Annotated in this window: 21 protein-coding genes and 1 pseudogene; 13 read left to right on the forward strand and 9 right to left on the reverse strand. The window is 35.2% G+C overall.

Annotation, left to right across the window (positions count from 1 at the left end):
• Positions 1–756: 756 nt before the first annotated feature.
• Positions 757–1,719, reverse strand: coding sequence for a cupin (locus tag OK414_RS09350; protein WP_263045515.1), 963 nt, complete (start codon positions 1,717–1,719; stop codon positions 757–759).
• 119 nt (positions 1,720–1,838) lie between these two features.
• On the opposite strand from OK414_RS09350, the gene OK414_RS09355 reads away from it, so the two are divergent.
• Positions 1,839–2,708: a LysR family transcriptional regulator gene (locus OK414_RS09355; RefSeq protein ID WP_026106744.1), complete on the forward strand. Its 870-nt coding sequence runs from the start codon at positions 1,839–1,841 to the stop codon at positions 2,706–2,708.
• 748 nt (positions 2,709–3,456) lie between these two features.
• Here OK414_RS09355 and OK414_RS09360 read toward each other — a convergent pair.
• The gene (locus OK414_RS09360) at positions 3,457–3,921 is read right to left on the reverse strand and encodes an Lrp/AsnC family transcriptional regulator (protein ID WP_263045516.1); all 465 of its coding nucleotides are present in this window, start codon (positions 3,919–3,921) and stop codon (positions 3,457–3,459) included.
• A gap of 266 nt (positions 3,922–4,187) precedes the next feature.
• Positions 4,188–4,499: a DUF1450 domain-containing protein gene (locus OK414_RS09365; protein ID WP_263045517.1), complete on the reverse strand. Its 312-nt coding sequence runs from the start codon at positions 4,497–4,499 to the stop codon at positions 4,188–4,190.
• Positions 4,500–4,758: 259 nt separating this feature from the next.
• On the opposite strand from OK414_RS09365, the gene hppD reads away from it, so the two are divergent.
• From hppD to OK414_RS09395, 6 genes are all read left to right on the forward strand, one after another.
• On the forward strand, positions 4,759–5,880 hold the full coding sequence (hppD, locus tag OK414_RS09370) for a 4-hydroxyphenylpyruvate dioxygenase (protein WP_263045518.1): 1,122 nt from the start codon (positions 4,759–4,761) through the stop codon (positions 5,878–5,880).
• 66 nt (positions 5,881–5,946) lie between these two features.
• On the forward strand, positions 5,947–6,963 hold the full coding sequence (locus OK414_RS09375) for a hypothetical protein (RefSeq protein ID WP_263045519.1): 1,017 nt from the start codon (positions 5,947–5,949) through the stop codon (positions 6,961–6,963).
• Positions 6,960–8,246 (forward strand): fumarylacetoacetase, encoded by a 1,287-nt coding sequence (fahA, locus tag OK414_RS09380; protein WP_205662682.1) that lies wholly within the window; start codon positions 6,960–6,962, stop codon positions 8,244–8,246. The genes OK414_RS09375 and fahA overlap by 4 nt, the downstream gene beginning before the upstream one ends.
• A 172-nt stretch (positions 8,247–8,418) precedes the next feature.
• A complete protein-coding gene (gene hisC, locus OK414_RS09385; protein WP_205662683.1) occupies positions 8,419–9,522 on the forward strand; it encodes a histidinol-phosphate transaminase in 1,104 nt (367 codons plus the stop codon).
• Positions 9,523–9,538: 16 nt separating this feature from the next.
• Positions 9,539–10,693: a homogentisate 1,2-dioxygenase gene (locus tag OK414_RS09390; protein ID WP_263045520.1), complete on the forward strand. Its 1,155-nt coding sequence runs from the start codon at positions 9,539–9,541 to the stop codon at positions 10,691–10,693.
• Between the two features lie 277 nt (positions 10,694–10,970).
• Entirely contained in the window at positions 10,971–12,410 is a 1,440-nt protein-coding gene (locus OK414_RS09395; RefSeq protein WP_205662684.1) for an amino acid permease, read from the forward strand.
• Between the two features lie 480 nt (positions 12,411–12,890).
• Here OK414_RS09395 and OK414_RS09400 read toward each other — a convergent pair.
• Positions 12,891–13,289: pseudogene (locus OK414_RS09400) on the reverse strand (class D sortase); the annotation flags it as partial.
• A gap of 163 nt (positions 13,290–13,452) precedes the next feature.
• On the opposite strand from OK414_RS09400, the gene OK414_RS09405 reads away from it, so the two are divergent.
• From OK414_RS09405 to OK414_RS09420, 4 genes are all read left to right on the forward strand, one after another.
• On the forward strand, positions 13,453–13,602 hold the full coding sequence (locus tag OK414_RS09405; protein ID WP_263045521.1) for a YolD-like family protein: 150 nt from the start codon (positions 13,453–13,455) through the stop codon (positions 13,600–13,602).
• A gap of 29 nt (positions 13,603–13,631) precedes the next feature.
• Positions 13,632–13,808, forward strand: a complete 177-nt coding sequence (locus OK414_RS09410) for a hypothetical protein (RefSeq protein WP_205662686.1) — start codon at positions 13,632–13,634, stop codon at positions 13,806–13,808.
• A gap of 27 nt (positions 13,809–13,835) precedes the next feature.
• Positions 13,836–14,294, forward strand: a complete 459-nt coding sequence (locus OK414_RS09415; protein WP_205662687.1) for an SMI1/KNR4 family protein — start codon at positions 13,836–13,838, stop codon at positions 14,292–14,294.
• A 277-nt stretch (positions 14,295–14,571) separates the two neighbouring features.
• A complete protein-coding gene (locus OK414_RS09420; RefSeq protein WP_098598777.1) occupies positions 14,572–15,552 on the forward strand; it encodes an aldo/keto reductase in 981 nt (326 codons plus the stop codon).
• An 844-nt stretch (positions 15,553–16,396) separates the two neighbouring features.
• Here the strand turns inward: OK414_RS09420 and OK414_RS09425 are convergent.
• The 4 genes from OK414_RS09425 to OK414_RS09440 form a co-directional block, all read right to left on the reverse strand.
• On the reverse strand, positions 16,397–16,645 hold the full coding sequence (locus OK414_RS09425; RefSeq protein ID WP_263045522.1) for a hypothetical protein: 249 nt from the start codon (positions 16,643–16,645) through the stop codon (positions 16,397–16,399).
• 709 nt (positions 16,646–17,354) lie between these two features.
• Complete coding sequence (locus OK414_RS09430) at positions 17,355–18,206, reverse strand: DUF5677 domain-containing protein (protein ID WP_263045523.1); 852 nt, start codon at positions 18,204–18,206, stop codon at positions 17,355–17,357.
• Positions 18,207–18,320: 114 nt separating this feature from the next.
• Positions 18,321–18,500: a hypothetical protein gene (locus OK414_RS09435; RefSeq protein WP_258358160.1), complete on the reverse strand. Its 180-nt coding sequence runs from the start codon at positions 18,498–18,500 to the stop codon at positions 18,321–18,323.
• Positions 18,501–18,610: 110 nt separating this feature from the next.
• A complete protein-coding gene (locus tag OK414_RS09440; RefSeq protein WP_016766716.1) occupies positions 18,611–18,964 on the reverse strand; it encodes a hypothetical protein in 354 nt (117 codons plus the stop codon).
• Positions 18,965–19,374: 410 nt separating this feature from the next.
• Between OK414_RS09440 and OK414_RS09445 the strand changes: the two genes are divergently transcribed.
• Positions 19,375–19,515, forward strand: coding sequence for a YolD-like family protein (locus OK414_RS09445; protein WP_016766715.1), 141 nt, complete (start codon positions 19,375–19,377; stop codon positions 19,513–19,515).
• A gap of 53 nt (positions 19,516–19,568) precedes the next feature.
• Here the strand turns inward: OK414_RS09445 and OK414_RS09450 are convergent, their stop codons facing one another.
• Positions 19,569–20,420, reverse strand: a complete 852-nt coding sequence (locus OK414_RS09450) for a LysR family transcriptional regulator (protein ID WP_263045524.1) — start codon at positions 20,418–20,420, stop codon at positions 19,569–19,571.
• Between the two features lie 150 nt (positions 20,421–20,570).
• Between OK414_RS09450 and OK414_RS09455 the strand changes: the two genes are divergently transcribed.
• The gene (locus tag OK414_RS09455) at positions 20,571–21,215 is read left to right on the forward strand and encodes a DsbA family protein (RefSeq protein WP_263045525.1); all 645 of its coding nucleotides are present in this window, start codon (positions 20,571–20,573) and stop codon (positions 21,213–21,215) included.
• The last annotated feature ends 38 nt before the right edge of the window (positions 21,216–21,253 follow it).

Here is a 21,253-nt window from a genome sequence, read left to right on the forward strand (position 1 = left end):
TGTCTCTTCCGGTACACATCAAAAAAGAGAACCCTTATGGGAGTAAGGGTTCGAACAGAGTCACTTTTATAGAATATGCATCTTTTTATACATCGTTGATACAACTGATATCTCCTTACAGGAAGTTGAAGAGATCATGCATAAAAAAAGCACCTTTTATGCATATGTTAGACACATCAAAAATAGTATTTATATTGAAAAACATGTTATAATTCTGCTATCGTTCGTACTTGGATACGTATGAATGAACCCTTACATGAAGCAACCTCGCCTGCCAATGCTGAGGTTGCTTTTTATTTTGTTATTGTTAATTAAAATCTTTTATATACCACGTATCCATAGCAGAATGTTCAGAACCTGATAGTGGTTTAGGTAAAAGTGTAAATACAAATTTTTCATTGTGTTAACTAAGTTTGTATATGATATTCAGAGGAAAAGAGCAGGCTTAAGCCTGCTCTTATAACCTTTAAGGCTATTTTTAATTTAAACATTTTCTAGTATTTTTTTCACCAAAGTGTCTACGTCATTATCTTGAAGTGTGGTTAGTTGTACACGACAAAATGGGGTCACTCTACACTCTAGACATCGTCTGAAGCAATCCACAACACAAATCTCTATATCTTGCTGATAATTTTGTTGAAGAATATCTAAGACTATATTTGCTTTAGTTACTTTAATGTTCCTTTCACAAAATTTAGCTACCCTCATATTCAGTCTCCCATTCGCAAAAAGCACCCGAAAAGGTGCTTTTTTATTTTAAACATAGTGAGTGAATTGTATATCTAATGTACGAAGGTACGTTTGAAGGCCTGCGTCTTGAATTGGGATAATAAATGCAGGCTCTTCAGATTCGTTGTGGTGAGAATGCCACAATCCTGGAGGAGTAACAAATGCTTTTCCTGTTACCCAATCAATGCGAACGGGATCAATTATCTTTTTAGTAACGGGATCAATCTTATCTCCGACTAAAGTATAAGTACCGGGTGCAGCATAAGCAACAAAATCAAGGGCAACTGACTTATGACTATGAGCTGCTTGGTTAGATCCTACAGGAACAATTCCGAACATCGCCCATAATACGTGTGTAATGGTTAGAGTTTGTTTGAATTCTTGATTGTTTAATAAAATAGAAATACGATTTTTTAGGTGAGCATCAGGAGCGTTTGCTACTTCCTCCAATTTCGCATTAGCTTGTTCAGCTGTAAAAAGTGTCGGTTTAAAACGAGTTTCTGTTGCTTTAACTCCTAAATAATTAAGAAGTGGAGTATCGAGAATATAATAGATGGTTGCATCTTCTGTTGCAGTGTGCCTGCTAGTCGAGCCGGATGGAAGAGTTAAAAAATCACCTTTTTTCCAAGTGATTATCTCACCATTTAATTCTGTGTGGCCTACACCAGAAATAATATAATATAATTCACTGGTTGCATTGGGTTGTGTAGTAATGCTGTCATTCGCATTAATTCGAATGAAGTGAGCAAGAAGTGATGGACTTGTTGCCGGATATTCAGTTTTGAGTTCATTTGAAAGGTCCAACGTAACAATACGAGTTTCTCCTGAGTTATATAATTCAGAGGAAAATTCTTTAGGGGGAATTGCACTTATGATACCACTTCCGATTGGATCAGCAGCAGTAGTATATTCATAAAAAAGGGCATCTTTAGTCCAGTCTTTATTCACTTTTCCATTAGATAAATTTGCTTGTTTTTCATTTATAGTCATGTGTAAACCTCCTATTATCTTTATGGTATTATCTTATCTTGATAAAAGACAATAGTGAAATATATAATATAAACTGTTGTAATATATTTTATATATAACTGATTAGGAGGGGAAAAATGATGGAGCTTCGACAACTACAATATTTTATCGCTGTAGCAGAAGAATTAAACTTTAGTCGTGCAGCAGAGCGTGTCAAGATTACGCAACCTCCTTTAAGTTTACAAATTCAGAATTTAGAAAAAGAATTAGATATTGTTCTTTTTTATCGAAATAAACGTCAAGTTAAATTAACAGATGCAGGAAAATTATTTTATACGGAAGTTTGTAAGATTTTTAATCATCTTGAACGTGCTGTTGAAGATGCGAAACGTACTCAACATGGAGAAATCGGGACAATTAGAGTTGGGTTCGTAGGATCGGCTACTTACGATATTCTTCCCTCAATCCTAAGAGAATTTCGAAATTTGTATTCAGAAGTTGAAGTTCATCTATTCGAAATGTCTACGCCTATGCAATTAGAAGCTTTACATGAAGGGGAAATTGATATAGGAGTATTAAGACCACCTGTAAATGATGAGATAATACATACCGAAATCGTTTCTACAGTCCCATGCGTACTGGCAGTTCCAAAACAGCATCCATTATTAAAAATAAAAAACGTCTCTCTTTCTGATCTTAAAACCTATCCTTTTGTAATGTTGTCTAGAAAAACATGGTCAAATCTCTATGATGAAATCTTAGGATTATGTAATCCAATCATCCAACAAGAGGCTTTAGAATTCCAAACTGTAATCGGTCTAGTTGCAGCTAAATTGGGTATTGCCGTAGTTCCACAATCCGCCGTGAATTTACATACCCAAGATGTTGTATATTTGGACCTTGACGATCAATTACCTGTAGCTTCTATGGGTATTGCTTGGCGACAAAAAGATCAATCACCTTTAGTGCAATCTTTTATCCAGTTAGCAAGAGAGACTTGTTTATTTTAGTTAGATAAAGTACAAAATAGTATATGTCCATGGGAAACTATAATTAAAAGTAAAAAAGTTTTAATAGCTGATTTTATTGCCAAAGTAATAGGGTTTTAAAAGGTGTATCTTAAGATACACCTTTTATATTATGTAAGAAGTATAAGAATAAATCTGAGTTTGGATATATAAGTAAATGTAATTTGATTTTATCTATTTACGTAATATTTAACGCATTAAATATCTATATAGTTTTAAATATTAGTTATATTGTAGAAAAGACGGCTATTTGATGTCTCTAAATGTAAGAGGTAAGCCTTAAATTACAAAAAGTAAACTTGTTCAATTACTTATAAGAATGAAGAATGTTCAAAAAAGTATACCTTTACGGACCTTTCTTTTATATAAGAAATCTATTATTTTTATCGTTCGTTTAAATTTGAAAATAAATTACGAACGTCTTATAAAATGCATACATTTTTACGAACGTTTTTAATAGAATAAGAGGAAGAGAACCACAAATGAGGTATAAAAATAGAAAACAGAAGATTTGGATACATACGTGTGAGCAGTCGAGATCAAAGTGAAAGTTTTCAACTTCAATCAATGCAAGAAGTTGTTATTTATCCTCATAATTTTTTTAGAAAGAAACTCGTTAATAAGAAGTCTTTGTTTAATAAAAAAAGCCTCTTAAAGAGAGAAGTAGTTCACAACTGTAACTACTTCCTTACAGTTTTATACTAGTCTTTTATGATGATATCACTGCGCGTTATTCATTCTTGATTGGTTGAAGATACTCAGTTTTGGGTAGTAAAATTTGATGAGATATGGGAGAAGTAATAATCAAAGATGTATTGACTTTACCATAATGGGTCAAACGGTTTGAAAAGTCTTCTAACTGTTTTATGGATGAAACTGCCGTCTTCATAAAATAACTGTTTATTCCGGTTATCCGATGACACTCTAAAATATCTTTTTCTCCTTTGATAATTTCTTCAAATTGCTGAGTTTTTATTTTTAAATTCGCTATTTGAATAATTGCTTTTACACTTTTTCCAATTGCGTCAGGCGAAATAATTACCGTAAAACCTTGTATTACACCATTTTCTTCTAAACGTTGTAGTCTTTTTCTTATACTTAATTGACTTAGAAGTAATCGTTTAGACAATTCATTGACAGTAATTCTACTATCTTCTTGTATAAATTGCAGTAAGCGACAATCAATCAAATCCATTTTCATCACTCCATTTCCAAATAAAATTGTTTTTATATTCCTTTATCAAGACACTATTAGCATGAATCTAAAAAGGATACTTGACTATACATGGTTATTATATTGATAAATTAATCGTTAAATCCATTTTTATCTTGATGGTTAGAAATAAATCCAATTTAAGATAATAAGTTGAAAAATTAAATAGATGATCTGTAAAGCCTTAACAGAAGATTCTTCAACGCAAGACGATACTATGCTATAAGTCCAACATTAGTATCAAAGGTTCAACGAAGTACTTGTTCCTTATGGAAATTACAACTCCCACACCCTTCACAATTCACCTGTAGTTTTGTTTTACTGCAATTTATCTGTGTGCCTTCGAGATGCTGTAAAATATCTGCAAGAAGATCATTGACACTATCACTGACAATGTTTTTACCGTTGACTAATGCAAATGGTTGTACTAAACACTGGCCGCAATAAAGTAAACATTTTTCTTCTATAATTTCCACATTTGAAATTTGTTGCAATTTCTCTTTTGCATCATAGAGCTCTTCTTCAAAATTACAAGGGCAAAATTTAATAGTATATTCCATTTTGTTCTCTCCTTTAGACTAATAATTTGTTGATAGGATTTAGAATGATTTTACAAATATTTTTAAAAAAGATGCAAGAATATACAGCAACGTATTCTTGCTTTAGCACGTTAAGGAGGAAACCTTTCACAGAATAAACGCTTCAATGTAAGCGCTTGCTTAATGAGAAAACTAGTTATACTATTTAGATTGTTGGAAATATTATCCCCTTACTTGGGAATAAAACTATTCATCTACTAAAAAACAGGAGGTTGTTTCAATGTCTGAAAAAGTATTAGAAACGAAAAAAACAAAAAAAGAGGAAATCTTTCCGGTGCAAAGCATCCACCACTTAGAACTATATGTAGGAAATGCGAAGCAAGCTGCTTATTATTATTCAAATGCCTTTGGTTTCAAAGTTAAGGCTTACCGTGGATTAGAGACAGGCTGTCGTGATCGTGTTTCTTATGTGCTTGAACAAGGAGCAATTCGTCTAGTGGTTACAGGAAGTCTTGAGGAGACTACAGATATTGCTGCATTTGTAAAACTACATGGTGAGGGAACAAAAGACATTGCATTAAAAGTTTCTGATATTGAAAAGACATATAAGGGAGCAATTGAGCGAGGAGCAATTGCCATTCGAGAGCCATGGTCTGAAGAAGATGAGAATGGAATTGTTAAGAAAGCGATTATTGGTACGTATGGGGACACTGTTCATACATTATTAGAGACAGTAAATTACAAAGGCAGTTTTTTACCAGGGTATCAATCTTATGAATTAGAGACTGGCACATCTTCTACGGGAATTGTTGGCATTGACCATATCGTAGGAAACGTAGAGGTTATGGATGAGTGGACAACTTATTACGAAAAAGTATTTGGTTTTAATGTACTTAAACACTTTGATGATGAAAACATCTCAACAGAGTATTCAGCTCTTATGTCTAAAGTCATGATGAATGGAACAGGGCGTATTAAGTTTCCGATTAATGAGCCGGCGGAAGGAAAAAGAAAATCACAAATTCAAGAATACCTAGACTTTTACAAAGGCCCAGGTGTTCAGCATCTAGCACTACTGACAAACGATATTATTAAAACAGTTAAAGCATTGAAAGACAATGGTGTAGAGTTTCTTGACACACCAGCTACTTATTATGAAGAACTAAGTGAACGGGTAGGAAAAATTGATGAAGATCTACAAAAGCTCCAAGAACTTAGTATTTTAGTTGATCGTGATGATGAAGGATATTTACTTCAAATTTTCACAAAACCTATTGTAGATCGTCCGACTTTGTTTATTGAAATTATTCAACGTAAAGGTGCTCTAGGATTTGGAGATGGAAATTTTAAAGCATTATTTGAATCCATTGAACGTGAACAAGAACGTCGAGGGAATATTTAAGCTATAGTTAAAGCTAAATTAATATTTGTTGTTTGGTAAATATGAAAAAGAAAGGAGGAATGCGACATGAATATAAAGAGTATAGCTGGAAGTGTTGTTAAGATGAGCGAGAGCCCAAAATTGCAAACTAGTATCCATGCTTTTTTATCAGATCTAATTGATTATGCTGGGTTGTTTCCACCAGCTAATTTATCTCTGGAAACCTCAATAAAAAATTACAAGGAATTTCAAATTTGTAAAGATTCATGGATGCTCGGACGGTTTATTATTCCTATCTCACAACTAAATCAACTTATTCCGTATGTATCGATGTTTTCAAAAGAACGTCCGTTAATCATCTCAGCTTTAGGATCTAGGAGTAATAATAAGATTGAATTCCTAAATAGCTTACATGCGGATCTTGAAATAGTTAGATCTTTTCGTAATGAATATAAGAGGAATATCAAGATTGACATATGCGAGATTCCCCTCCCGCCTCATATACCTGATCGTGCTTTATTACAAACTATTACAAAAGCGACAGACAGGAGGAGACTACAAACCTTTTGTGAAGCGACAATACCCTTAGATAGGGACTGGGAATCTAAGATACTTGAAACTCTGGATATTATTGCTGCGCATAATAATGAAAGCGATCTCTTACTAGGGTTTAAATTACGGACTGGTGGAGTTACAGCAAAAGCATTTCCAACTTCTCAGCAAATAGCAACCGTACTTGTCGGATGTCGTGATCGAGATATTCCCGTGAAGTTCACTGCCGGACTACATCATCCAATTCGTATGTATCGTGAAGAAGTGAATACACGAATGCATGGTTTCCTCAATGTTTTTACAGCTGGGATGCTAGCTCATATCAAAAAACTAGATATAGTATCAACAGTAAAAATTCTTGATGATGAGAAATCAAAGAATTTCAAGTTCACTGATAAAGGATTACAATGGCACAATTTAACCGTCCCAACTTCTGAAATTATAAGATTACGAGAAAAATTACTTTGTTCATATGGCAGCTGTAGTTTCGATGAGCCCCGTGAAGACCTACGTGCATTAGGAATTTATAGTATAGAAGAGGAGTGGAGATGATGAAATCATTTATAGAGGTAGATCCTAAATCCCATTTTCCCATTCAAAACCTTCCTTACGGTGTATTTCGCCCCCTTATGATGGGGGTTCCCCGTATTGGAGTTGCAATTGGGGATTATGTGTTGGATCTTTCCGTGCTAGATGCTGAGGGATATTTTGATGGTACGGATGTAGAGGGAAAAGGAGTTTTTGAACAAGCTTCTCTTAATGAATTTATGTCTCTTGGAACTAAAGCATGGCGGGATGTAAGAAAACGCATCCAACAATTACTACATGAAGATGAGTCAATTTTAAGGGATAACTATGCCCTCCGTGATATTGCATTAATTCCTCAAAAAAATGTCGAAATGCTTTTGCCTGCACAAATTGGGGATTATACAGATTTTTATGCTTCAAAAGAGCATGCAACTAATGTAGGCATTATGTTTAGGGGAAAGGAAAATGCCCTAATGCCGAATTGGACTCACTTGCCAGTTGGTTATCATGGACGAGCTAGTTCAGTAGTTCTTAGTGGGACTGATGTAAGACGTCCACAAGGACAAATGAAACCGGCGAATTCAAATGCACCTTTATTTGGTCCAAGTTGTCAACTTGATTTGGAATTAGAGATGGGATGGTTTATTGGTCCAGGTAATGAAAGAGGAAAAAATATTGCCTTAGAAAATGCCGAGGAACAAATCTTCGGTCTTGTACTAGTCAATGACTGGAGCGCTCGAGATATCCAATCCTGGGAATATCAACCACTTGGACCATTCTTAGCTAAAAGCTTTGCTACTTCAATTTCTCCTTGGGTGGTGCCACTTGAAGCTCTCGAGCCTTTTAGAGTAGCTGGACCAGAGCAGGAGCCAGAGCCGTTACCTTATTTACGTACAAATAAACCTGGTTCATTTGATATTCATTTAGAGGTGAATCTTAAGGGTAAAGGAATGAAAAATTCCAAAACCATCTCCACAAGTAACTTTCGTTATCTTTACTGGTCCATGGCTCAACAGATTGCTCATCATACAGTAGGAGGATGTAATTTACGTCCTGGTGATTTGCTTGCTTCAGGAACAATTAGTGGGCCTAAAAAAGAGATGCGAGGAAGTTTATTGGAGCTAACATGGCGTGGAACTGAGCCGATAGAAATGGAAAATGGAGAACAGAGGGTTTGGTTAGAAGACGGAGATCAGTTAACGATTACAGGGTGGTGTCAAGGAGAGGGATATAGAATTGGATTTGGGGAAGTGACAGGACGAGTTCTTCCAGCCCTTAAACAATCTTATACTTTATCTCATATTTAACTCGTAAAGCTCGTTCAGTATATTCTAAGACAGATGTGTTTGGGAATGGGATTAGAGTCAACTGATGGGCTTTACAACTAAGTAGAACTTATGAGTGAAAGTGGAGAAAAAGGTTGGAGAGATCACTGTATCAGTCTGTAACAAAATTACATAGAACAGGATGGGTGAAAGCATGGAGGTACTTGAACATAAAATCATCTCACGGAAAGAATTAGAAGGTCTTGATGTTTATAAACCAGGTAAGCCTATTGAAGAAGTGAAGCGAGAACTAGGTCTTAATCGCATTATTAAACTTGCTTCGAATGAAAATCCATTAGGTTATTCACCAATGGCAAAAGAGGCCATGATAAAAGAAATGGAAAATTTAATGTTTTACCCGGAAGGAACTGCGCCTGTTCTGGTAAAAAAAATAGCGAAACAATTAAAAGTTAAGGAAGAGCAAGTTATAACGGGAAATGGGTCGGATGAAATTCTTCGTTTGCTCACACGCAGCTATATCCGTTCTGGGGACGAGGCTATCATGGCAGACGTCACTTTCCCTCGTTATGAAACGAATGTCATCATCGAAGGGGGCAGGGCGATTAAAGTACCACTTGTGAACGGGGTGCACGATCTTGGTGGTATGCTCGCTGCTATTACGGACAAAACGCGCATGATTTTTGTGTGTAACCCAAACAACCCTACTGGAACGATTGTTGGAAAGAGGGAACTGACATCATTTATTAATCAAGTTCCTAATCACATACTGCTTGTTGTTGATGAAGCTTATTTTGAATATGTGACAGCAGAAGACCACTTGAATACGGTTCCACTTATTCACTCTCATGCAAACTTGATTGTCTTACGTACTTTTTCAAAAATTTATGGATTGGCTGCTCTACGTATTGGCTATGGAGTAATGCATTCAAATTTTGTAAAGGAACTTATTAAGGTAAAGGAACCCTTTAACACTAATCGTATGGCACAAGTTGCAGCTACTACCTCATTGGCAGATTTAGAGTTTGTTAGCAAGTGTAAAAAAGAGAACGAGAAAGGAAGGTTATATATTTCGGCAGAGGTCGAAAAAATGGGTCTCAGCTATTTTCCATCCCAAGGTAATTTTGTAATGATAAGGCTAAATTCATCAGGTGATAATGTGTTTCAATCGTTACTGCATAAAGGAATTATCGTTCGTTCCGGAGGGGTATTGGGACTCCCAAACACAATTCGTGTTTCAATCGGAACAAAAGAAGAAAATGAAGCGTTTATCCAAGCACTTCGCGAAGTAATACAATAAGAGAGGAGCAGTGTTTATGCCACATTATGTAAAGATGGGGAAGGTTCCTGCTAAACGCCATACACAATTCCGGAAAGAAGACGGGAGCTTACACTATGAGCAAGTTATGGGAACGAAAGGTTTTTCGGGTATTCAATCACTCATTTATCATATCAATCCCCCAACACAAGTAAGAGAGGCTAAAAAAATCACAGAAATCCATTATGAGATTGAAGAAAAAGAGGCACTTAAGCATCGTCACTTTCCCACTTGGGAAACCGAAGCAGGGGGAGATTTCCTTGAAGCAAGAAAAATCTTTATGGTTAATGATGATGTAGCCATTGGAGTTGCCCGGCCAACACAACAAATGTCATACTTTTATCGTAATGGGGAAGGCGATGAAATGCTGTATGTCCATGAGGGAAAAGGAAAAATAGAGAGTATCTTTGGTGAATTGTCCTTTCTTCCAGGTGATTACCTAGTTATTCCTATTGGTACTACATATAGAGTAGTTCTAGAAACAGAACAGGCACGATTTCTCATTGTGGAATCAAACTCAGCAATCATGCCTCCAAAACGCTATCGTAATGAGCATGGTCAACTTCTAGAGCACTCTCCCTATTGTGAGCGTGATTTAAGAACACCAGAAAAACTAGAGCCAAAAGATGAACGAGGAGAATTCGAGGTTCGTGTGCGAGCTCAAGGTATGTTGACTTCTTATTTATTTGACTTTCATCCATTAGACGCCGTAGGTTGGGATGGGTATTTGTTTCCTTATGCTTTTAGTATTCATGATTTCGAACCAATTACAGGTAGAATTCATCAGCCGCCTCCAGTTCACCAAACATTTGAAGCTCATAACTATGTAATTTGTTCATTTGTGCCACGATTATATGATTATCATCCAGAGGCCGTTCCGGCTCCTTATGTACACAGCAATGTAGAAAGTGATGAAGTACTATACTATGTGGATGGAGAGTTTATGAGTAGGCGTGGAATTGAGGAGGGATCTATTACTCTTCATCCAAGTGGGCTGCCACACGGTCCACATCCAGGGAAAATGGAAGAAAGCATTGGGAAAAAAGAAACGCGAGAACTAGCTGTTATGATTGATACATTCCGACCACTTCATGTCGTTAAGCAAGCGCATCGTTACGAAGATTCTTCTTACATGCAGAGCTGGTATAAATAGAAAAATATGCTTAGTTAAATTTTATGGCCGATATCATAGCCTTTATGCTTTTTGTACCGGGCGTTATTTAAACGCCCAGCTCCCTTTTATTTAATCATTACATGCTATTAAAATTTTTAAAGATAAGTATTCATGAAAACAGAAAAGTGGTGTGGGAATAATCTGATAGATAGAATAAAAAAATTTCCTTTTTTAAATTATTAAGGCCATTAATACGCTTATTCTAGAGAAGTGCAAATGATAAAACAAATATTCCATTTTTGAGGGGAGAACCTACATGGATTTATTTCGAAAAAAGTCAATTTCTCATATGTTGGCCAGTGTTCAAGAAACGGATAAATCTCTGAACAAAGTACTTGGAGCTAAAGATCTAACAATGATGGGGATTGGCTGCATTATTGGCACAGGAATTTTTGTTTTGACAGGAGTAGCCGCCGCAGAACACGCAGGACCGGCTCTTGTGCTTTCGTTTATCTTTTCAGGACTTGCCTGTATATTTGCTGCGCTATGTTATTCAGAGTTTGCTTCTTCTATCCCTATTTCTGGTAGCGCTTACACCTACAGTTATGTTACTTTTGGTGAAGTGATGGCCTGGATTCTTGGTTGGGCATTACTGTTGGAATATGGACTTGCAGCTTCAGCAGTTGCTAGTGGATGGTCAGGTTATTTTCAAGGATTATTAAGTGGGTTCGGATTGAAATTACCACTTGCTATAACAAGTGCTTACGATCCTGGAAAAGGTACCTTTATTGACGTTCCAGCTATTACTGCTGTTTTAGTTATTACCTTTCTGCTCTCTCGTGGTTTACGTGAATCTACACGTGCAAATAATATCATGGTTGTGATTAAGATTGCCGTTGTTCTTTTATTCATCGTCATCGGCATATGGTATGTAAAACCGGGAAACTGGACACCATTTATGCCATTTGGTTTCTCTGGGGTAACAGCAGGTGCTGCATCTGTCTTTTTTGCTTACCTTGGCTTTGATTCTATAGCTTCTGCAGCCGAAGAAGTAAAAAATCCTCAGCGCAATATGCCTATCGGGATTATTTCTTCCCTTACTATATGTACGATCTTATATATTATTGTTTCCTTCATTCTAACAGGCATTGTTCCCTTTACTGAATTAAATGTGAAAAACCCGGTAGCTTTTGCTTTAAGCTATATTCACCAAGACTGGGTAGCAGGCTTTATTTCGGTAGGAGCTTTGACGGGAATGACTACAGTGTTACTTGTACTTTTATACGCACAAACACGTTTGTTTTTTGCTATGAGTCGGGATGGCTTATTGCCTAAAACAATGTCCAAAGTCGATTCAGTTAAGAAATCTCCTATTATAAATACGTGGATTACAGGAATCTTAGTTGCAATTTTTGTTGGATTCATTCCTTTACATAGATTAGCTGAACTAGTTAATATCGGAACACTCTTTGCGTACTTGGTTGTTTCAGTAGGCGTATTGGTTTTGCGTAAAACACAACCTGAACTACCACGCGCTTTCAAAGTCCCATTTGTTCCGTTTATCCCTATTATCTCTATGTTATTTTGTGGCTACCTTATGTTTAATTTACCGGTGACCACTTGGATTGGATTCGGAATCTGGTTGGTGATTGGTCTTATTGTTTACTTTATATTTGGTTACAGAAATAGCGAATTAGGAAAGAGGGAGAAAAATTTAAAAGCTGATAAAGAAATAGATAAGAGAGAAATTCTATAAGCCTTCTACATGCACTTATCTAATTAATATATTCAAGTTAATTAAAAAAGTCTATCTTAATACATGTAATCTTCTACTCATTAACTGCCTTAGCACAAACAATTTTGTGTGATAGAATCTGTTTAATCAAACATTTTATTATAATTAAAGCTAAAAGGGATGCCTATTGGCATCTTTTTTTAGATGAAAATTGTTTCATTTACCGTATACACCACAATCTACTCATCTCCTACTTCAGTAGCTACATAGTAGCAACAGCGTTAAATCAGGATTCTAAATTACACCCAGATACCATTCATAAGTGGCTATTTCTCAACGGAATGGGGTTTGCTGAAAAAGTAGATAAGTTTAAGACATTAATTATTACTTCCAATGATGTTATAGATGGCAAGTTAATTACTGATTGGACTCAACTTCACCAAAGTTAATAACTAGATGAATAAAATAAAAAGCGACATACCTATTAATGGTAAGTCGCTTTTAGTTATTTATCATTTCAGCTTGAATAATGTAGCGATCAGGCGCTTTTCCAATCATATCAAATGGATAGCAAGTTGTTAATGTAAGCATAGGCTTGTCTTTAGGAACAATTACTGTCCGATCTTCTTTATGTGTAATCCAAATCTTTTTAATTTGATATTCATAAAGCTTATTATCAAATTCTACAATTAGATTGTCACCTGTTTTAAGTTCACCTAGCCTTGTAAATACGGTGTCGCGGTGCCCACTTAATACTGTGTGCTCCATTCCCTTTGGAGTACTAGTTAAATCACTAACAAACATCCCTACGCCTCTTTTCAAGGTATCAGCATCTGTTCCCCAATACACTGAGTATTTTAATTCGAGTTTAGGAATAACAAGATTCGCTACTTTTTGACCTTTGGTATAATTATAATCTTCCATTTTCTTTGGAGACTTTGTATCGACCTCTTCTAGATTCACATTGCTAGTTGAATCTTCTTGTTTTACTCCGGTACTTTGTTGGCCTACATCTTCTTTTTCTTTTACTTCATACTTATATGATAATATGTCACACAGAGGAATGCAAAAATGGCGTCCATTCGCCACGATGCCAGAGCAATACATAGGATTAAAGGAAGTTATAAACAGGCAAGTAGAAGTAGCTCAACCTGTTTTAACAGAAGAGCAAATGGAACAAATTAATTTCACCTTCCATTTTGTGGTAATCTAATAAGAGCCAATTAGAAAAGAGTGATCAACATGGAAGAGAAAGAGCAGCAAGAAATAGATCTTGATAAAGTGTATGAATACGATGAATTTCCGGATAAAGTTAGTGGAAAATGCGATCACTGCAACTCAGCTTACTTCAAAAGTTCCGTAAAAGGTGGCGTTTTCCTACGTGAATGCAGGGAATGTGGCATGAAGAAAAGCATTTAGTTGGTAAGGGTTGAAAGGGATGGGGAAATGAGAGATATTTGGGATGATGGATACAGTCAATCAAAAAAATTAACAGAAGAAATGGTCAACGAAGCAGAAAAGAAGTTGGGTGTGAAGTTACCAAAATCCTATATTGAGTTATGTAAAATAAAGAATGGGGGCAATTTAAAGTATTGTGACTATCCTACCTCTGTTCCAACAAATTGGGCAAACGATCATGTAAACGTTCCTGAAATTTATGGAATAGGAAAAGAAGGCATCTTATCCAGTGATTATTATATAGAAGAATGGGACTTACCTAAAGATATTGTTTTACTATGTGGAGAGGGACATTGGTGGATTGCATTTGATTATCGGCATACAAAAGATACTCCTCCTATAATTTATATGGATCTAGAATGGGGAGAAGACACACTTATTTTGGAATTAGCTCCTGATTTCGAAACATTCGTAAATGGCTTATTTATTTATGAAGATGAAGAATGACTACATTTATACAATACAAAGGAACTGACATTCAATTTTCAGTTCCTTTTTTATTTCTGAGAGTAGACAAACAAGCTTATTGAAGTAGGTACATAGTATCTAAGGAATCACTAATCCATTCATGAATCAGTATCTATTCCTTTAATGTTACCGCTTATCTTTGCACCAAAACCCTTATTCTTTACTCATTTCTTAATCCTAGATTATAATAAAATCAGTTATATTCAGATAATTTTAACTATTATAAACCTTAATTTAAGCAGGAAGGATGATTAATATGAAGAAAAGAACACTTGGAAAATCCGATTTAGAGGTTTCATCTCTTGGTTTAGGCTGTATGGGCATGTCTGATTTTTACAGCGGACGAAATGATGACCAATCAGTAAAAACCATTCATCGTGCCATCGAACTGGGTATCAATTTTCTTGATACAGCAGATATGTATGGCGTTGGCCAAAATGAAAAATTAGTTGGTCAAGCTATTAAAGATCGACGTGATCAAGTTATTATTGCTACAAAGTTTGGGAATGTAAGAGGGGAAGATGGATCATTTTTAGGAGTTAATGGCCATCCAGACTATGTAAAACAAGCTTGTGATGCAAGTCTATCCCGCTTAGGAGTAGATTATATTGATCTTTATTATCAGCATAGAGTAGATCCTAATGTTCCAATTGAAGAAACAATTGGTGCGATGTCTGAATTAGTTCAAGAGGGAAAAGTACGCTACCTTGGCATGTCTGAGGCAGCTCCTCAAACGATCCGCCGTGCTTATACAGTACATGAAATAACAGCTATTCAGACGGAATATTCACTATGGAGCCGAGATGTCGAAGACGAAATTTTACCTGTTATCCGTGAGCTTGGAATTGGATTTGTAGCCTACAGTCCTTTAGGAAGAGGCTTTTTAACAGGGCAAATTCAAACATTTGAAGACTTGGCAGAAGATGATTATCGTCGCTTTTCTCCTCGCTTTCAAGGAGAAAACTTCACAAAAAATTTAGATCTTGTGAATCAAATTAGAGAATTAGCAAGAGAAAAAGACTGTCAGCCTTCACAGCTGGCACTTGCTTGGATTCTGTCTCAAGGAGATGATATTGTCCCGATTCCAGGAACAAAACGAATTCAATATCTAGAAGAAAATATTGGAGCCCTTAAAATTCAATTATCCAAAGAAGAACTTTATCGCATTAATGAAGTAGCCCCAAAAGGTGTGGCAGCAGGAGAACGTTATCCGGATATGAGCAGTGTTAATTTGTAAGGTTCTGGTGCAAAAACATTCACTAGAAACATAGAGATCCTGTTCCCTTTAAGTTACTAGCTTATGAAACTAATCCAAACAGTTGATGAATGAATTTTTTAATCTTTTGGACAGACGTCACCCTATGCTAGGCCCAGGTCGTTATAGAGTGAAAAGAGAAGGGCTTCCCTTCTCTCTTTTTATTCAATCATGTTTTCACTCTTTTTAAAACTTGAGGCGTATGATTCACCAAGCTCCCACTGACCCTACTTGCATTCTGCTTTAGTCGTTAGGACATCCTTCAATTTCTCGTCCATTTTATGAAAAAGATAGGCCAATAACTAAACGCAAGCATATAAAAAAGGAGCACATACAGTAAATAACATGTTTTTAGCAGTATTTCTCACAAGTAACGATTCTGTTTTCGAATCTATACCAAGTTTGTTTAAGGTAGTTAACTATGAACCTGGGGTTACACTTATTTGGTCGATTATTAAATTTAGTGGTTTTTATATCTTATGTATAAGGAAAATGAAAAAAAGAAGAATCAACTAACGAAGATCAGCTTATGGCTTAAATTATGAAAACAAATAACCAAATAGGATGGGAGATGTAACATAGTGAGTGGAAATAACAATGAAAAGCAACCATTGACTCGTGCAGGTAGAAAGCATAATCACTTAGCTACTCAACATCGTATTTTAAATGTACTAATAGTACTTGCAGCTATTGTTGCAATATACTTGGTTGTAAGGACAATAGTTTTATAGAAAGAGCAACCTTTAAGGTTGCTTTCTTTAGTGGGCCCTTCACCTATTGTAGATAATGACCCTACTTGTCTGTAAAAGAAAATACGTCCAAAATATTAGGCATTTTTTTCGAACGTTACAACATATATTTCATTATCTATTAGCTGAAAATACGTTTTTGGATATGACCCGATATAAATAGGCAATCTACCTTTTTCTTTCTCCGTATAAACATTGTAACCAAGCTCATCGACAGTCTCAAATCCGTAATACTCTTGCTCTTTTCTAATGTTTAAGCCTTCAGCCAAACCATCTATGACACATATAATTTTTATAAATTCAATCTCTCTCTTTTTTTCACTCATATTCTCACTCTCCCCCTTATTGCTTTCCGTATACTCGAAATTATCTCACATCAAAAAATGTTACTCCATACGCCAATCGACCCTATTAGAGTAAATACTTTGGTTTTGATGCAAAAGCCCCAATTGACTTGTAAACAATCTCTAAAATTTTCCCATGTGCAAAAAACTCGTCAAAACAGGAGCAAATGTTTTTTAAATTCAGGGATTGGGGAATAATTTATTAGCTTGAATTAATTTAGGAATTTATGTGCATTTATGTAATTATTTATAGGAATACATAAAGTATTCATTAAAAATCTAGGTTTTTTTTATGTAGAAATGGCCTCCTAATTTGATTGAATTTGGAGTGCCCGTCATTTCTGACAATTGTCCTTGTGTAAGACCTCTTTCATTTAGTAGCTCTCGCAATCTAGGCTTTATAGTTACCATGTTCATTTCTCTAACTTGATTTCAATTTATAATCTTTTAGTAACAACTCCTGTAGGTTGTCCACCTTTTAATGGTTACGCGGTAAAGCATGAATTGTATTTCGACGAGGGGTTGACGGAGCAGTTTGATTTTTCAACAGATATTTTCCAAACGGTTCAAAATGTATATATTAAAACAATCATGAAGACAACAGGGATCAGGTGCCGATTTTACGAGAAATCCAATTACCTTATCGTGATGAAGAGAGGGCAACTTTAGAGATTTGCTCTCTCTTTTTTTATTAAGCAAATCTTATTTCAAGATATTTTTCACACTCTTCATGACCTGTTTCTATCTGTCTATTAAGGCCAACTAGTAACATTTGGCTTAATAAATGTATAGAGAGATTAACCAAGCTAATTACTGTACCCGCTTGAGAAGCAACGCTCTGACTTTGAAGGTTATTTGCTAGTGAAGTACTATGAGCAGCATTGGATGTAGAGGGATACAGCTTTTGGTACATTTTTTCATTACCTGTAATTTCACAAAGAGTCTTGAAGTTTATATTCTTTTTCTTTTTCTCCCGGTCTGTCAAATCAGGGTGGTTTTTGATGTCTTCAGATAGTGGAATGAAATACCAATCTTTTCTTTCTTTATAATTATTTTCTATAAAGCTGTATTTTTCTTGGAGAGGACCTTCCGTTCTATTCTTAAATTGTATAAAATAAGGATCATATTTATAATCTGGATCGTTCTTATGTTCCTCTAGTTTGTGATACTGAGCAAAAATTGTATAGTCTTCATAATACTTCATATTGGCCTCAAAGTTTTTATTGATATACATTAAATTAACATATGTTTCAAATAAAGATCGTACTATATTATAGCTTTGAGTTACACAACCTATAGTAACTGTGCTGTGTATTACCAGTACATCGGATAAAGCTTTAGACAAAAGGGTTTTATATCCTTGGGGCATTGTATCAAAGACGCTTTCTTCATACATGAGAAAATGAGCAAATGCATATTGTTTCTTCAAACTCTCTAAAAGTGGTTTGTATGATATGCATCTTTTTTCTTGTAAAACGGCAATCTCTTTTTCTAGGTTGTCACTATACTCCTCTAATTGCTCCAAAATTGGATTTCGTTCCAATATAATCCCTCCATTTCAAACGTTATGTATACAATATTCCCCATTTTTAAGAAAGAAACACATATAAACATAGAAAAAGAGCCTATAAATTTCATAGACTCTTTGATTGATTCTTTATATATACTTCTTCATTCCACAATTCAAACATTCACGTAGAAACTTGCCTTTACCTACACTATTTTTGAAATTAACTCCATCGCAGTTGTCACAGCGTTCACTCTTCTTGTCAGGTAGCTCACTATATTCATGAATTTTTGTTAGATCAATGTTTGCGTACTTATCTTGTTGCTCCATCTTTTATCCTTCACATTCCTTGATTATCATAGTAGTAGATATGGGAAAAAGAAAGCTGTTCTAAATATAATGCAAAAAAAAGAGAGCAGAGGTTTGCTCTCTTTTCTTATTTATACTACACCAGATAATACATTAGAAATATCAGTTTTTTTAGTTGCTAATCTATTTTTACCATTCATATACTTTACCCATGCTATTATGTTAGATAATAGAGACCTTCGATCCCCATCACAATAAAATGCAGATACAAGACCGTAAGCAAGCTCTACACTTATTTCATAGTTATTACCAGTCTTCGTATCCAGTATGAAATGAGATTGAATATCTTTTGTATGGTCATTACTATCTACTATTTTATAGGCATCTACAATTCGAAACTGTCCGATCATAAACAACTCTTTATAGCCACTCTGTATCTTATTTTCAACTTGAGAATAACTAATTTCTTTCATCCAGAACTTCATAAAAAACACTCCTTTGGAATATTTTTTTATCATTACGCTCCGTAATATATTCTTCGTTCTTTTGAGTTTTTCCTTTATAAAAAGACAAAAACCCCTCGACAGTTTCCGCAGGAGTTTAGGGGGTTTTCAATAACAGATATCACAACAGGATTGTACATAAAGAGCTGCAAAGTGAGTTAAGCTTTACATCTACAAGCGTAGACATTTCTAAAGATGAATATTCATATGAGGACAAATTACCCAATAGAAAAAGCCACTTGTATAAAACAAGTGGCTCTTTGCTACGTTGAATACATTAGATTATTCACGTATCATTTCCATCGCTATTATAGCATAACTTATCGATTTGTTAATACATCTCGTTTTACTACAACTGAAAACAGGAGACATACAACCTAAAATGCTACTGAATGCCGGAGCAATACATAGGATTACAGGAAGTCATAAACAAGCAAGAAGAAGTACCTCAACCTCTTTTAACAGAAGAGCAAATGGAACAAATCAATTTTACCCTGACTGAAGCCTTACATACAAATAAGTTAGTGCTTTAGATAATAGGGACTCATTATGAATACAGATTAAATGTGATTTGGGTAATAAAAGATTATTCCCATCCCTTAGCATGTTCTCTTATCAATTCATTCATTTTTAAAATAGCTGGTGATAACCATTTATCTTTGTGATAAGCAAGGAAAGTAGAAATGGCAGGGTGATCTGGCGGTACTTCTTCACCCGACAATTTGTTTGTGATTAGCTCTTCTTTTACTGAGAAATAAGGAACGAGTGAAATACCAAGACCACTTCTAACACACTGCTTTATAGCCTCAATACTTTGAAAGTCCAGACTCTCTTTTACATCCATTTGCTTGTAATTTATATAGTGTTCAAAAACAGATTTATAACTGCATGATCGCTCGGTATATAGTACTGTACTAGAGTCTTTAACGTCGTTAGGACGTATTAGAACCATTTTTTCTCTTTTTAAATTTTCCGTAAAAAGTTCTGAAAGGGATAAATCATCTTTCTCAAGTATCAATGCAAGATCAATATCTCCGTTTTGTAAATATGATGTTACATCATAATTATCAATTGATTTTAAAGAGAGATTAACCTTCGGATATAATCTCTTATATTCAATTAGTATTGGGGGGATACGGTCTATTGTGAGTGATTCAGAAATACCTATAATAAGGTTTCCTACCGGCTCATCATTGGTGTTTAAAGCTTGTGAAAATAAATCAATGATTTTGGCCGCATACGGTAAAAAGTGGTGACCATATTGAGTCAGCACCACTTTTTTACCTAATCGATCGAATAAGGGTTTTCCCAATTCTCTTTCTAGTTCTTTAATATGGGTGGTAACAGAAGATTGAGCATACCCCAGATGTTCAGCTGCCCTTTTAAAGCCATCTTTCTCTACAATCGTTTTAAATGTGACCAGGTGTCTAAGCTCCATATTGCTTCTCCCTTCCTCAGTTCAATTTTAGCGAACGTTACGTTCGAATATATCTATTTTACTGATTCTATATTGTATATTATTATAAGGGCATAACAAGTTTGTTATCAATAGTAACGAATTAAATATGTTAGGAGAGGGGTATTATATATGACGATAAAGATAAAAGTTTATTCCGATTACGTTTGTCCTTTTTGTTTTCTAGCTGAACAGCCATTAGAGGAAGCAATTAAAGGAAAGGATGTAGAAGTAGAGTGGATGCCTTATGAATTGCGTCCTTTCCCGAATGAAACTCTAAAGCCTGAAGGTCACTATCTACAGAATACTTGGAGACAATCTGTTTATCCTATGGCAGAAAGAATGGGAGTTAATATAGTACTTCCCAAAGTTTCTCCTCAACCTTATACTCATTTGGCATTTGAAGGATACCAATATGCGAAAGAGAATGGGAAAGGAAATGAATATAACGAACGTATACTAAAAGCTTTTTTCCAAGAAGAACAAGATATCGGTGATATTAATGTACTGACCAAGTTAGCTGGTGAAGTCAATTTAAATACAGATGAGTATCGAGCAGCTCTAGAAACGAGAAAGTATCGGGAATCACATCAAAAGGCACTTCAACATGCATATAAAGAAGCAGATATCTCTGCAGTGCCCACTTTTATTATTGGTGATACCAAAATAGCTGGTATTCGTTCTAAAGAATCTTTTGAAGATATTATTGCAGAAGAAATTAATAAAAAGCAGCCTGATTTCCCAGAGGATATGGCGTGCGGAATTAATGGGTGTTAATTCAACAATTTACCACTATATATAATTTCAAATAAAGA

Source organism: Priestia sp. JV24 (assembly GCF_025910025.1).
GTDB classification, from domain to species: Bacteria; Bacillota; Bacilli; order Bacillales; family Bacillaceae_H; genus Priestia; species Priestia megaterium.